The following is a 15314-nucleotide window of genomic DNA, read 5'->3' on the forward strand; positions in this document are numbered from 1 at the left end:
AAAATTCAAAAAGGTGGCTTTTTTAGATCGAAAGGCAGCGGAAAGCCCTTGAGCAAATTCTCTTCAAGAGATGCGTCATCTTTGGTAGCGATTTCTTTTGCGTGATTATAGGCAACGATTATAAGCTCTGAGAGGATACACATATCTTCTTGCAGGTTTTCATCTATTATCACTTCTTTAAGGTCAAAGTGTCCATCGATTGTAACCTTGACCATTCCACCAGCAGACTCACCTGTGTAACGAGCACTATCTTTTTTTTCTTTGATATCGCTCATTTTTTTCTGCATTCCTTTGATCATTCCCTGAATATCCATGCAAATTACCCCGTAATAGTGATCACTCTTCCTCTGGGGCGATGGTAGCATTCATTTTTTAATTTTGCCAGCTTTGTGTTTTGTTAGAGAGTAATGCATTTGAAGCATGAATAAGGCTGCCTAATACATAAGGACTATTGGCAAGTACCCTAGTTTTATTGTGGAGGTTCCTACTGGGAGAGCGATCTATCCAATCATTGTGCAAGCCGTAGAGAAAGTTGTTGTAAGCTTTCTGTCTTAGTCATACCATTCCGTGATTGCCATACACATGGTTTTATCCGTCTCCTCTAGAAGACTGTCCGGCTGATTTTTTCATAGTCGGACAGTGTAGATACTGATTTATTTACTCATAGACTTGAAGGTTGCAACTTCTATACTGTGTTATTAGTCTAACAATTTTGAACTATCAAACTCTTTCAGTATATAGCTGACCAACTCAGAGGGATTTGCATCGCTGCTTTTAGATATTCCAGAGTCGGTAGGTGCTGTTGTACATGTCTCATTTGAGAAAATCTTTATAATCTCCCCTGGAGAAGGTAAGTCAGCCATGTATGACATTCTGATCACAGCAAGCTCGGCAACATTGTGATCGCAATTAAAAGATTTAACTTCCTCAATGCTGGAAAGCATGCATTGTGCAAGTCTGCAAAAAAAGCTGGACTGACTATCATCTTTGGCGGTAAGTTTATCTTGGATCTTTTGGTTTATTAGTGCTAAAAGCTCCATAAAAATGGTAAGCACCTCGTGTCCTCTAGAGTACATATCATTTAGTTTATCAAGCGAGGTTTTGCAATTACCAGCGATGATGGAGTCCAACAAACTATTTACTTCAGATAGATCTGCGAGGCCCATTTTGTTTCTCAAAACGTGTATCGTGATTTTTTCTTCAGAGGGATGAAGGGCAACTTGTTCTAAAAGAGATAAAGCATCTCTAAGTGAGCCATCTGATTTTTCTGCAATGAATTTTACTGCATCTTGAGTGATTCCAATTTGTTCTTTCTCGGCAACTTGGGCGAGTCTTTCGGTGATTATGCTCATACTAAGCCTCGAGAGTCGATAATGTTGACATCTTGAGATAATAGTCGCAGGGATTTTTTGCAACTCTGTGGTTGCAAGAAAAAATTTTACATATTGTGGTGGTTCTTCAAGTAGCTTTAATAGTGCGTTAAAGGCACTTTGAGAAAGCATATGAACTTCATCAACTATATAACTCTTGCATTGCGAGAGAAGTGGTTTATAAAGTGCACCTTCTATTAACATTCGAACGTCTTCAACGCCTGTATTGCTTGCTGCATCAATTTCTAAAACGTCCGGATGGGATCCGTTCATTACCGATAAGCAGGAATCACATTTTAAACAAGGCAGAACATCTGTCCGGTTTAAGCACAGAAGAGAAAGCGTCACTGCTCTTGCGGTTGTTGTCTTTCCTGTTCCATAAGGCCCTGAAAGCAAAATGGCACCAGCAACTTCATCCTTCGCTATTGATGCGGAAAGGCACTTGACCAAAAAATCTTGTCCAACAATTTCATTAAGTAGGCGCGGCCTATATTTGTTTGCAAGTCCTATATAACCCATCTGAACGGCGAGGTAGACCTAGTACAAACAATATACGGAAAAACAATGCCTATGCAACGATTGAAAGTCATTACCGGATGTGTCCAAAATTAGATTCGGCTGAACTACAGTAAAGAGACAGAAATATTCATCTTGAGGAGAAAGTAACCAAGACCACACCAAATTTAGATGCGGCAGCGCTTTTCCTTGGAGATGAACAAGACCGCAAACTCAAACGTTCAGATGCCCACCTTTCAACCTGATTTCTTCCATACCATCTAGGAATCTCCACAAAGCAGAAGCAAGTTCGAGAGCGCCTTTTTTTGCTGCCTCTCTCTCGTGTTCGTCCATTTTTTTGATAAGATCTTCACATTCTTGAGAGTGCCATTTATCGGCTTCTTCATGCACGGAGAAGAACTTCAGCGCCCTTTTATCATCCACAGAATGGAATTTCTTCAGACTGGCTATTTTTACACGAGCTACTTCGGGGATTTGCCTTTCATACGCATACAAGGCGCCTACACCTTCTGCTAAAGAGCTATTTGACAATCTAAAAAATGTCCTACTTAAGTCCCTGGTTGTCTCAAGCAACTTTGCATTTTTGACTTTTTCACTGTTCAATCCGATGAAGGAACAAAAATCTAACCATAATTTTGGGTGATTTTCCTCTCCCTTTTCCTCATCAATCAAATTATCAAGCAATACTTGCCTAGTCTCTATATCAGAACATTTTGAGTGAAGAGTGCTGAGGTATCTAGGTGTCTCATTGACGTGATTAAAGTACTGGCAAGCGTATTCCTGTAGATCTCTTTTAGACAACTCACCTCTTTCCCAAGCTTGATAAAAACAGTGTTTCAGCAGGGATTTAGATTCTAATTCTCTTGCAAACATTGGAGGATAGAAAAAGGTACAAGCAGAAGTAAAACATAATATTAAACTCTTTGAAAGTGCTTACCTAGCATCAGAGAAGGGATTAACAGTCAACTACGTATGAATTAGACGCATAGCCGCATTTTCGAGTATACGATTTGTGTAGTATAAAGATCCTCTGACTGCAAAAAATCTCAATCAAAGCTACTATCCTGGTGCTGTACTGTAGTATAAAGCCTCCTTTATTGTCTTGTGTTTTTGATCTCATGGTAACCTGTTTGGGATTGAAATTGTGAAATAAGACACTTATATCTTCTCCAGTAGACTTGGGACTTTATAGCTAACTCATGGAGAAAACAGAGCATAAGAACACTTATTCCTTTGGTGCAGACGCATCGAAGGTTTTAAATTTGGTCATACATTCTCTTTACAGGCATAAGGATGTTTTTCTTAGAGAGCTCATCTCCAATGCATCTGATGCTCTGAATAAACTGCGTGAAGCATCTTATTTCGACCAGGAATTACTTGAAGATAATCCTGAGCTTGAGATTCTTGTCTCTTTTGATAAAGAGAAAAAAATATTAGAGATCTCGGATAACGGGGTCGGAATGGACGAAAAAGAACTTGTAGAAAACTTGGGGACAGTAGCTAGATCTGGGACTGAGAAGTTCTTGGCATCACTTAAAGACAAAAAAGTCGATTTAATAGGGCAGTTTGGAGTTGGATTTTATTCAGTCTTCATGGTGGCAGATAAGGTTGAAGTGGAGACAAGAAAGGCAGGTACAAAAAAAGGTTATATTTGGGGATCCCGTGGAAGAGACAGCTTCTATGTTGATGAACTTAATGGAGAGGTTCCTAGGGGGACAAAAATCAGAATCTATCTTAAAGAGAATTCTGAAGAATTCTTGGATAAGTTCAAGCTAGAGCACGTTATTGTAACAAATTCCAATCACATTGCGTTTCCAATATACCTGATTGATGAGAAGGGTGAGAAAGATCAGATTAATTCTGCGAGTGCTATATGGACGAAGAACAAAACTGAAATTACTGATGAAGAACATCAAAACTTCTTCCGCGATGTTGCGCATGTTGGAGGAAAGCCATGGATGATCATCCATAATAAAAATGAGGGGAGCATTGAGTATATAAACTTGCTCTACGTACCGTCGATAAAGCCGTTTGATCTTTATAATCCCGATAGGAGAACTTCCGTAAAGCTATACATAAAAAAGGTTTTCATAACCGAAGAGAATGTACAGTTAATTCCTCAATACTTGCGGTTTTTAAAGGGCGTGGTGGACTGTGCTGACCTCCCGCTCAATATAAGCAGGGAAACTCTTCAATATAATAATGCACTTATTAAGATAAAGAAGTCCTTGACCAATAGAGTGCTTAATGAGCTTAGAAAAAGAGCAGACAGTGATCCTGATGAGTATATCTCTGGGTTTTGGAACAATTTTGGTGCTGTTTTAAAGGAAGGCCTCTGCGAAGCTATGCCAACGGATGAAAGGGAGCGCTTATTTGGTTTGTGTCGTTTCTATTCCCTAAAAAAAGAGAAGCTTATCAGTTTAGATGAGTATATACAGGATATGCACCCGGAACAGAAAGAGATTTACTGTCTAGGTAGTGCAAGCTTGGAGAGTGCTAAGAATAGCCCTCAGCTCGAAGGCTTTGTTAGTCGTGGGTTGGATGTGTTGTTTTTTACTGACCCGGTAGATGATTTTTGGGTGAGTGTTTCTCATGAGTATAAATCGCATGATATTAAATCAATTACTAGATCTAGCATTGATCTTGATGCCTTCGCTGAACTCGAAAAGGCAGAACAGGAAGTTCAACAGCATCATGATAAGGAGATAGATCGTTTGATAGCAAAAATGCAAGAAGTCTTGAAAGATGAAGTTGAGTCTGTGAGAATTTCGAAGAGGCTCACTGAGAGTCCTGTGTGTCTTGCTGTTCCAGATGGCGCAATGGATATAAGAATGGAGAAATTTATGCTTGAGCAGAAGCAGCTTCATTCTAAGGCTAAGAAAATTTTGGAGATCAATACTTCTCACCCTGTGATTGCAAAAGTAATTGGGAAAGTCGATCTTCCTGAAGTAGAGGAATTAATATTTCTCCTCTATGATCAGGCATGCATTCTACAAGGTGAAGAGGTGAGTAGTCCCATGAGAATGTCTAAGGCCCTAAACAAGCTGCTTTTGATGACCTAAAATGAGGTGGCCGCTTTGCGAGTATAGTTCAGTATGAGCTGTTAGATACTGAGTTTCTTGGTAGCATTTTTTTAAGCTATTTTAAGTATAATAGCACTTTACCTTCTGGATTGCCGTTTCCTTCTGGAGAGAGACGTGTTGGGCTGATTTGGTGTTTTGTTTTTCGTATCCAGGCGATTTTTTTGCTTTATGGTGAGCTATGCAGGGTCTATACAATAAACTTTTGGATGCTATCAGTGGTGGCAACCACGCTCTTTTTGCTCAACTCACTCAACGCGTTCACTTTGATTATTCGGGGGTTGCTTATGATGCAATGTCTCTTTTTCATGCGGTAACTTCTGCTATTTGTGTAGAAACTCCAAAAGATGAGCAAAGCATTACCGATTTGTCTGCTATACAGACACGAGAATCAGCCGCTGCGATTGCAGGATTAAGGGGAAGAATAAGCGGTAGAAAAGAAATTTTTGCGGATTTATGTAGGCACCTTCGTGTAAACAGCTTGATAAATTTTGCAGATTTTAAAACTGGCCTCACACCGCTGCACGTTGCTTTGGATGCTAATGATATTGTTGTTGCAAATGAATTATTCGCGAATGGTGCGCTGAGGACAGCTAAGTGTGATATCGATGGAGTTCCTGGTTGTACTTTGTTCATGAAAGCGCTGAATTGCGCCCATGCTGGGAACTCTGTGGAAATGTTGAAAGCAGTTGCTCGTGGTACGGCTAATGTTAAGTGGTTGGCTACGACGGGTAAGACAGAGAAGCAGGTAGTAGCTGACTTACGCAACTATTTCCGTTCTCTTGAACTGAACTATGAAGAAGCATTAGCAGTGTTGGTATCCTCAAACTGCAAGGGAGAAAACATATATCATATGATGCTTCAAAAAAATGATAGTGAAGCTTTGCGATGGTTAAATAAGCTTCTTTTATCAGAGAAACCGCTCATTGAAGAGGCGCAGGAGCTCCTGAATGGTCTAAATCTTTCAAGTAAATGCAAAACACAAATTTTGCAAAGCGCCCGTCATGCAAATGATAAGTTTGTTCGTAGAAGGAAAGCAGTAGGTGCAGCAGATGTGATATTCAATATGCCATGCGGAAGCCTTACTCCAACGGAATTTATAGTGAGCAATATACCTTCCCACAATGCTGAAGGGTTTGCTACAAATGCAATGATTAAAAGCAGTACAGGAGATGCTTACGTCTCTCTTGCGGAAATAGTTGACGGTGGGGCGGATCCATCTGGATTAATTAACCTTGCTGATGCAATGTTACGTTGTGCTCCAGAGCCTATATGTGCAAGATTTTTTGATACTTGCTCTAATCATGCTTTTTTGAAAAAACTTTGCGATTTTTATGAAAGACGTGATGGTGCTGTTCTTGAACAATCATTTATTGTTTTCGTAATCAAACATCGCTTTCCCTAGCTTCCTAAAATTTATCGAAGAAGGTAGGCTCAGTGTTAAGGATGTCTTGCATGCGGTAGTTGAAAACTGTGATCCGGACAGAATTCCTGATGTTGCTCGGCATGGTTCGATCCAGCTTTGGGAGTCTGAAAATGAGGAGGGGCGTACTCCGTTGGAGGTCGCTATTGACAATGGTGACGCTGCTTGTGTTGCTGCGATTTGTCAAAGCTTAGCAGATGCGTTAGCGGCTGCAAGGACTCAAGAGGAAACCGACGCTGCTCAGATGTGTATAGATAGGCTTCTCTTAAGGAGCAGTAAGGAATCTGGAAAAACGGTTTTGCACTTTGTTGCTGAAAAAGCTCCGCATCTGAGTGGTCCAGTTTTGAACTTATCTTCCAATCCTGAGGCGTTGTTGAGTGCTAAGGATCGAAAGGGACTCCTGCCAGTCCACCATAACAACAATCTAGACGTTCTTTATGAACCTTTGTGTAAGCAGAAATACGGGATGTCGGTTGCAGGAGTAACAGCGAGTCAGATAAGTGATTTAGAAGAGAGTGTCATACTTCACAAAAAAATCGCCGATGGAGATAAGAGTGTCCTACAAGAGCTGTTTTTGCAAGATGAATCCAATGTATACAAATGTCTAGATACTGTTGATGGTACGAAGAGCATTCTTGAAGTGGCTGCTGAAAGCGGTAGGCCGGATTTGGTAAAGTTTATTCTTCTGGAACATAAAAAATTGCAGGAAAAAAGTAAGGCCCAATGTGAGGAAATTAAAGCTGAAGTTGAAAAAATGACAGCTCTCCAGATTCCTGAAATGCAAGCAACAGTCGATAATCTGGAAACTGAAAGGGTCCTCCAAGAGGGAATGCAGCGTGCTAGATCTGATGCAATGCGTAACTATGCTAATGCGACGGTATTGAGGGTGCTTAGTGTACAGGAACCGCAAGATTGGCATCAAGAGGTGATAGCTAGTGCTGATTTACATGAAGAAACGCTTGTTGCAACACTTTTGGATAGTGGTGCGAATCCGATAGTTACAGCTGTACAAAGTGGTAACAACTCTGTTGCAGAGAAAATATTGTCAGAGGCCAAAGAATGCGTAAATGATGACCTCAAGAATAATCTTATCGAAAAGGGAGATGTTGATGGACTTTTAAAGTATGGCTTTGGATCAGCTGGCCTATATGATGCTGAATATACACCCACTAAGGATCTTGGAAAGTCTAAGGCAGAGTTTGATTCTTCAACAGCAAATGCTGCGCTTGTGCGTGAGGAAATGAATATTCTTAGAAGAAAGGTTACCTCAAAGTTTGGAGGGAAAGGTGCTTTGCTTACATATGCCCATGCTATCTCTATGGATACACCTGACGCAGATAACATAAAAGATAAATTGAGTGGCTTTGAAGATGGAGACAGAGCGCTTGTTTCGGTATGTAGCCCAGATGGTCATAATATGGGCACCCTTATTGCGGCCTTTGGTAGCGTTGCACAATGGCAAGCCTACGCAAACAAGTATAGCAAGCTAAAGGCTGCAGATAGTGGTGGTGTTTCTCCTGCAGTAAACGTGTCTGCTGATATAGGCAGTCCCTTACAGGTTGCGCTTATGGCGAAGCACTTCGCAAGCAGTGCCGTGGAAAAAAGAAGGAGGGCATTTTTTTTCGATTATTTGGTGCAGAATTATTTAGATGATCTTTTTATTCCAAATGCGAATGGAGAGAATATTTTGCACACTGCTGTTAGATGTAAAGAAGACGAGGCAATAGAATCGATTCTGGCACATGCTGCCTCTGTAAGCACTCTTACTTTTTCCGCATTGAATCAACGTGATGGGAGTGGTAGGACTGTTTTAGAGCTTGCTGTTTATATGAATAATGCTCCAGCGCTTAAAACAATACTTACGAGTGTTTTAGCACACCACGGAGTAGATGCTGCTACTAGCCTACTTCTTCGATCTCGTCTTTTACACGCTGCTGTGGCGACGAACAATGATCCGATGCTTAAGCTGATTGTAGGCATACAAAAAATGCTTAATGCGATTACCGCTCCAGAGCAGCTGCTCTTACTAGAGAATCAAAAAGATCCACGAGGTAGGGATCCGTTTGCTCTTGCTGTCGAAATGGGAAATCTTTCTGCTGTGAGAGTGATGCAAAGTGCTGGACTGCAAATGAATGTGCAGAGTGTCAAAAATGCAATTTTAGCTCTCCCAGCCAGCTTTGATGAGAATGAGTTAAAGGAATTAATTAAATGTGTCAAATTGAGTACAGAGGAGGCGAGTACGCTTCTTGCTGAGCGTGCAAGACATTTAAAAGAAGCTCTTCCTTCGAGGTCAACTCCTGCTGTGGAAGTCAAAAGCGACAAAGAAATAGGGGAGATTATGGCTCAAGTGCGCCATTGTGCAGAATCTGAATCCAAAGTATTTAAGAAGCGGTCTTGTCACACGCACAGTAGCGTTCTTTCTGACTTTCAACGAGGGTACAACAAGAGGGCTGCATCCTTAAAAGACGATATTACGAGTGGTAGGGAGGATGCTGCCATTGCTAGCCTACGTTTACATCCGGGTCTTATCGACTCTTCAGAGAAGAGAGACGAAATTATAGCTGCAATACTGCAATCCAACAATGTGCACTTGGCTAAGATTGCCGTGCAGAGTTCGAATAAGTTCATAAGGAATTCTAATGGTGACAACTTGCTCGATTGTATTATAAAGGGAGCTAGTGATGAAATATTAGGGGAATTGGTCACCGAATGTATGGCAACTGGTTATAGTATTGCTGAAGTTTCAGGTGAAGGGACAACTTCCTTTCAACTGCTAGAAGCGAGAAATCCTACCCTTGCAGCAGAATTAAGAAGTACTTATGAGGAAGAAAGTACTAAAACAAGCGCTCTCATGCATTCTTTGGAAGATGTTCTGCAATCCGCAAATGTCGGTGAGAAGTCGCGTGCAGCTTCCTTATTGCTAGGGGAAATGAATTCTTTCTCCACAGGTTATCATTTTCCTATTCTTTCGCAGATATTTTCACAAATATCTAGTGAACAGCTGCATGGTGAGCACACTTTGCTTACAAAACGTTTTGCTTTGCTTTGCTATCTCTTGAAGGGGGTTTCATACTTTGGAGAGAGAAGCCCAGAGAATGGGGATACAGTTTTGCACATGTTGTTTAAGGTGCTTAGAAGTGCTCCCTCAGCTCTTCCCGAGGTGCGTGATGCTCTTAGTGCTATCCTTGCCAATAGTCATTTCTCTCCTGAGTTGTTACTGGAAAAAAATTATTACGGTGTTTCAGCTTTGGATGTATTGGCAAGCACGAGGGGAGCCGGGCAACTTTTAACTATTATTAGGCAAGCCAATCCAAATTTTGAAGACAAAATCAGCTTTCCAAGAATGTTAATGCTTTCTGTGCTTGGGGCAGATTCATGGGAAACGAGAGAGTTTTTGGAACATCATCAAGGACCACTATTAGATATTAATGCTGAAGATGAAGACGGTTTTTCTAGTCTTGACTGCGCCATCCTAAACAATAATGTTCCTATGTGCAAGCTTCTCCTTGAATATGGTGCGGAAATAAATACGGTCGATTCTTGTGGTCGCAATTTTGTTGATAAGATACTCGATCGTTCTTTCGAGACAGGTAGTCCACCTAGTCCTGAGATGGTGTCTTTCCTTGTAAGTAGAGGTGTAGATTTGATGCATTCTAGTGGAGGTTTGACTACTTTAGAACGATTCGAGAAGTTTGAGCGAAAAAGAGATGCGTTCCGCGCTCGTTTAGCTGTTCTAATGAATAAGACTGACCTCTGCCAGGACGATTATACCGAACTGCGCTTTCTAATGAATGCGCAATTGGGGAATGATTACTGTCAAATTCTTCTTCAGGCTGAGCTCGAGCGGGAACAAGTTAATAAAGAGATAAGCAAGAAGGTTGCGAGTGCTCTATATACAGCAAGTACCAGTACCCTTATCAATAGTCTCAGGTCAGTTGTAGGTGCTCCATTCAGATTACCGAAAGAAAAGAGTACTGCAAGCATCATTGGAGGTCTGTTGTGTGTCAAGATTGATGGTAATGCCGCTGTTGATATTGATCGACTTTTTTCTTCTGCAAAGTCCCACGGGATACGGTGCAGTAGTTTATCGTTCGATCAGGGTAGGAACGTCGTTAAGGTAGAAAGAAGAGCAAATGGTTTGACAAACTATGTTCCTCAAAAGGGGAGTGTTATTGTCTCGGTTGAGGCGGCGATAAAAGGGACTTATAGAAAAGTTGACATACTCCTCAGTAGTGATGGTTCTGTTTCTTTTGCTTCTAAAAAAAATGCTGATAAGTATGCTTCTCTCCTTAGGGAGGGTGATCTTGATTTGTCTTCTTCAGGTGTATACGTCAATGCTGTGTTACTTGAAAAAGCCATTGGTTCAGGACCTAAAAAACCTATGGTATCCCGAGGACTTCATGATGCGGCAAAAGCTTTGAAAGAGGCTGGTGCTTCAGGTGCGGAAGATGTTCATGCCCATCAGGGACAGGTACCGACTGGTGGAACACAGCAAACTCCTGAGCGCAGGAGCGATATATGAAAATGTCTAGAGTAGATAGTGTAGTGTGTTGTACATGACAGAGCATACAAGCCTTCTTGCGTGAAAAGGGGAAGTGATATCTTTGACTGCGCATTGCCGTATGGAACTAGCTTCTCGAGCCTGCTGAACTCGTTATTCTAAATAAGAAGTAGAATATGTAAGAGTAGGGTTTTGTTTGAAGGGTTGTTATTCGAGATTTCTGCTCCTTATATGGTTGCCGAGATTGCGCTTTTGTCTTATTTTTCCGTCGCGCTTTTAAAAATTGTTCGTTTTTTGATGCCTATTTGATAGTGTTATCCACTTTGCTGGGCATTCATTTGTTGTGAAATCAAAGTTACTACTGAGCAAAATAAAATACTGTTTACCGTAGCCAAAGAAAGTGTGGCATTTTGCATACATAGGGTGATATTAGATCGTTTGCTGTAACTAAAAATCATAATTATCAAGAACAAAATCCAGTAAGGCTGTGGACGAGTGTACTATAAAGTGTCTTTTTTGGATGTTTCTTAGGTATCGCAATGTCTAGCACCCCTTCTGAGGAATAATCTATTTTTTCCAGTATTCTTCCATATGGGTCGATAACTGCAGAAATACCAGTAGTGGTTGATCTGATAAGTGGAAGTCCATATTCTATTGCCCTGATACGTGCCATTTGTAGATGCTGGTACCGTGCAGTGCTGTTTCCAAACCAACTATCATTTGTGAGGTTGACTATCCATTCAGCAGGCTTTTTGCGAGCAATGAAAGTGCTAAAAATACTTTCATAACAAAGTATTGGTGCTGCCTCGATGCTATCTAGCACTTTAGTATTATCGTGACCCGGAGTAAAACTGCTCATTCCATTAACAATCTTTTTTATCGGTATTATATTTTCAAGAGGTACATACTCTCCAAATGGGATAAGTTTGACTTTATCGTAATACTCTGCGATGACCCCGTTGCGAAGTACAAAAATTGAATTAAATAATGAATTATTATCTCTACGTGTCCCGGCAGCTATTAGAGGTTTTCCAAGAACTTGGCTCACATAAAGCGTTATGTCTGTTTCAGGTCTCGAGAAAAGGAACGGCAATGATGATTCCGGCCAAACGAAATAGGTGATTTTGGTCGAAGGTCTAGAGATACTTAATTGAATGTACTTCTTGAGTATCATCTTTTGAAATTCGGTTGTCCAAACTTGCTGATGAGAGATATTTGCCTGTACTATCCTGACGATTTTTGAGGAGTATTGTGTTGGGTAAGTGCTCAAACGTCTAAGACCAAAGCAAAAAACCGATATGAATAAAATAATTGAACAAGTAAAGTAGATTCTGGCTTTTTTTGAATCCTTGAAAAGAAGTTCTCCAATCGAGCCAGAAAGAAATGTTGTAAATGCTGTAAGTCCAAAAATACCAAAAAGTGATGCTAGCTGAAGAAACTCTATATGATCCCATGAATAACCGATTAAATTCCATGGGAAACCACTGAAACACACTTCTCTTAGGTATTCGGATCCTGTTATTATGAGAGAGAAGGTGAGTGGGTTTTGTATTTTGATCGCCTTAAACAGAATAAAGGCGCAGGTAAAATAAAGAGAAAGAAAAATGGAGAGTACAATAGGAACTGGTATGATTAGCCACCATAAATTTTGTATATCTGTCGCTAATGCAAAAGCAATCCAATATAAAGAAGTCAGGAAAAAGGCACTTCCAAAATAGATAGAAAACAAGAAGGTTTTTCTTATAGAGGAAGACAGCCTTAGTTGTTTATATACGAGTGCAAGTGCAAAAATAAGAACGAACGTCAAGTGAAAGGGTGCAAACCCAAGCGTCATACACACTCCAAGGAGTATTGGTAAGTATTTTTCTGATACCTTCATGTGTAATTTGCTTTTGTCCCCTTTAGAGTCTCGAATACTGTTTTATTGTCAAAAAAGATTCTTGGTTTCCACAGGCTACCTTCAAGATTAATGTCAACCGCAATTGGAGCGTTGTGAAGATTAAAGAAAACACGTGCAATAGACGAATTTTTCATATCAACAAGACTGAAATGTGAAGAAAAAACGCCACTAGTCGCCTTAGTCATAAAACTAAGTGATGTACCTATAATGCCGTTAGTAATGTTTCCTGAACCGTCAATTTGAAATAGAGGAGTGTTCTTTTCAAAGAAACTGACTCTGATAACCTCATCTAAGTCTTTTATTGAATTTACTTCAACTAGCTTTAGTGGAAGTCCATCTATATCGCCGCCCTCTAGGAAAATATTAGGCGAGTTAAAAGTGATTTTGCCATTCAGATTTTTGACTATTTGAGCAATACTGAAACCCTTAGAGGAAAGATTACCCTGTACGCTTGCTTTGCCAGAAATATAATCAATTTTAAAATATTTTTTAAAAATTTCCCCGAGATCTAGGTTGACGGCTGATATTGATGCAATGATGCTATTTTGTCCTTGGGCAAAAGTGAGATTTGCAACCATTTCAAAAAGTAAATCTTCTTTTTTGATAGAGAACTTAGTTAGTTTAAGTATTCTATTTTCTGTTTCCCCTGAAATCGCAAGATTCAAATAGGGCTCTTTGTTATTTGTATCAAAAATATTCTTACACGTAACATTGAATTTTCCACTGAGACTACTAGGAATATAAGGGAAAACATCCTCGTTCCATTGTATTTTGAAATCTTTGTTGTTTTCTTTGAAAACGTTAAACAGGCTCGGGAGCTCAATGATGCTTTTGTCAAATTTATTTCCATCAAGATCTATTTCTAGAATATTTGAATCCTGAACAAATCTTATCCTTCCTGTAAAGCTCATTCTATCTGAGTCTACAGATATATACGAAGCGTTGTTCCTCTGTTTTATGTGGTGAACAAAATCAATATGGGAGATTTCATTCTTCCCAACTTTTGTATTGTCTAGCTCGAACCTGACTGCCGCATCCAAATCAGAAAAGCGATCCAGAAGTGAATGAACATTGTCTTTGGTAAGGGTTTTTAATTCCAACGAGCTGGCTTTGAAATCAGTCCTTACTTTCTTTAGGGGTCGGTTATATTGAATTGTTCCATCAATTGCGATTTCATCTGTGAGAAATCTACCACTATTAATTAGGAACATATCTGGTCCAAAAACAAAATTAACTGAAAAGTTGAACTGCTTCCCTATTAAATTTGTAATATCTATATACTTTGTCGATAGTGGTGTGACAGTGATCCATTCGGGAACCGTGCCAACACAATTTGCCTCTGCACGTAAAATAGGATGTCCTCTCAAATTTCTTTCAACAATACCTTTTGCAGTGAACGTCCCATTTTTTGATTGAGCAGAGAAATTATCAATATAAGAGAACTTACCTTGATCAAGGAAATCAAACTGGACTTTTGCGGTTTCGTCTCCTCTGAGCTTAATTCTGTGCGCAATGAATTTGAACTTTTCTTTTCCAAGAAGCTCTCTTTGGATATTTAGAAGTGCTAAAAAGGTCCCTTCGAGGGAACCATTTGTTACACGGCTCAGGTCAATATAGCTACTATTTATCTCAACTTTATTGTTTTCGTGATCTTTGGAAATATTGACTACTGACTTCACTAAGTCCGAATCAATAGTTACCGAATAGCTATTTTTGCTCTGGTCATAATGACTACCAATAACAAAGTGACTATCTTCTCTTGGTTGGTATGCAATATCTGTGAATGTAGAGAAAAGTCTAAGGAGATCTTTCCCACTACCCGAAATATGCTTTTCTTTTTCTGAAAGAAGTATTTGTAATTTCTCTTTTTTACTTGAGAGTTTTACAAGCGATTGGTTTTTCCTTTTGTCTAAGCGTATGAGAATGTCGTAAGGCACTTTATCAGTTCTACCAACTTTACCAGAAAAGAGAAACTCTTTCTCTGAAGCAGAGAACATCCCGTTTTTTATGTAAGTGCTAATTGCATAATCAGGAACAATGAGCTCTGTATTTTGAAAATGTAAATTGTGAAATTTCAGTACAGGAAATTCATTTGCATTCCGCAGTACGACTTTCCCATTTTTAAGTCCAATTTTTGAAATCCGAGGTTTGCTGAAAATGAGTGAGCTGAGTTCGAGGTCTATATCAAGTTCTTCGAATGCATACCGTGACCCCGAGGCATGATGAAGAAAACTTAAAGATGTGATTTTCAGCCCTGGACTTAAAAAACTGATGGATATATCGCCATGAACCTCAATATTGCCCCCAAATAGATGGCTGATTTCATCAAGATATCCTCTTTTATCAGCATTAAGTTTTATAACAAATCCACCAAGAAAGCATAAAATTATCATTAAAAGAAAAAAAACGACAATCTTAGGAAAGCGGTAAGAAACCATACTTGGAACCAAGGATAAAACTAAAGAATATTCACAGAAATACGCTGTTTCAGGATTAAAGTTAGCAAATAAAATACTAAAAATCG

Annotated in this window: 8 protein-coding genes; 3 read left to right on the forward strand and 5 right to left on the reverse strand. The window is 39.7% G+C overall.

What is annotated here, in order from left to right; all coding sequences use genetic code 11:
• Positions 1-5: 5 nt before the first annotated feature.
• The 3 genes from AS219_RS01950 to AS219_RS01960 form a co-directional block, all read right to left on the reverse strand.
• Positions 6-365, reverse strand: coding sequence for a YbaB/EbfC family nucleoid-associated protein (locus tag AS219_RS01950; RefSeq protein WP_231861828.1), 360 nt, complete (start codon positions 363-365; stop codon positions 6-8).
• Between the two features lie 333 nt (positions 366-698).
• On the reverse strand, positions 699-1889 hold the full coding sequence (gene dnaX, locus AS219_RS01955; protein WP_067979386.1) for a DNA polymerase III subunit gamma/tau: 1191 nt from the start codon (positions 1887-1889) through the stop codon (positions 699-701).
• 210 nt (positions 1890-2099) lie between these two features.
• Positions 2100-2759 carry a CADD family putative folate metabolism protein gene (locus AS219_RS01960; RefSeq protein WP_067979390.1) on the reverse strand — a complete coding sequence of 220 codons (660 nt, stop codon included), beginning with the start codon at positions 2757-2759 and terminating at the stop codon, positions 2100-2102.
• 326 nt (positions 2760-3085) lie between these two features.
• On the opposite strand from AS219_RS01960, the gene htpG reads away from it, so the two are divergent.
• The 3 genes from htpG to AS219_RS01975 all read left to right on the forward strand — a co-directional run bounded on the left by htpG (position 3086) and on the right by AS219_RS01975 (position 10911).
• Positions 3086-4948 carry a molecular chaperone HtpG gene (gene htpG, locus AS219_RS01965; protein ID WP_067979393.1) on the forward strand — a complete coding sequence of 621 codons (1863 nt, stop codon included), beginning with the start codon at positions 3086-3088 and terminating at the stop codon, positions 4946-4948.
• Positions 4949-5147: 199 nt separating this feature from the next.
• The gene (locus AS219_RS01970; protein ID WP_067979396.1) at positions 5148-6371 is read left to right on the forward strand and encodes a hypothetical protein; all 1224 of its coding nucleotides are present in this window, start codon (positions 5148-5150) and stop codon (positions 6369-6371) included.
• Positions 6372-6417: 46 nt separating this feature from the next.
• Positions 6418-10911, forward strand: coding sequence for an ankyrin repeat domain-containing protein (locus tag AS219_RS01975; RefSeq protein WP_231861829.1), 4494 nt, complete (start codon positions 6418-6420; stop codon positions 10909-10911).
• Positions 10912-11353: 442 nt separating this feature from the next.
• Here the strand turns inward: AS219_RS01975 and lnt are convergent, their stop codons facing one another.
• On the reverse strand, positions 11354-12769 hold the full coding sequence (lnt, locus tag AS219_RS01980; RefSeq protein WP_067979398.1) for an apolipoprotein N-acyltransferase: 1416 nt from the start codon (positions 12767-12769) through the stop codon (positions 11354-11356).
• Positions 12766-15228, reverse strand: coding sequence for an AsmA-like C-terminal region-containing protein (locus AS219_RS01985; RefSeq protein WP_067979401.1), 2463 nt, complete (start codon positions 15226-15228; stop codon positions 12766-12768). The genes lnt and AS219_RS01985 overlap by 4 nt, the downstream gene beginning before the upstream one ends.
• Between the last annotated feature and the right edge of the window lie 86 nt (positions 15229-15314).

Source organism: Neorickettsia sp. 179522 (assembly GCF_001593535.1).
GTDB classification, from domain to species: Bacteria; Pseudomonadota; Alphaproteobacteria; order Rickettsiales; family Anaplasmataceae; genus Neorickettsia; species Neorickettsia findlayensis.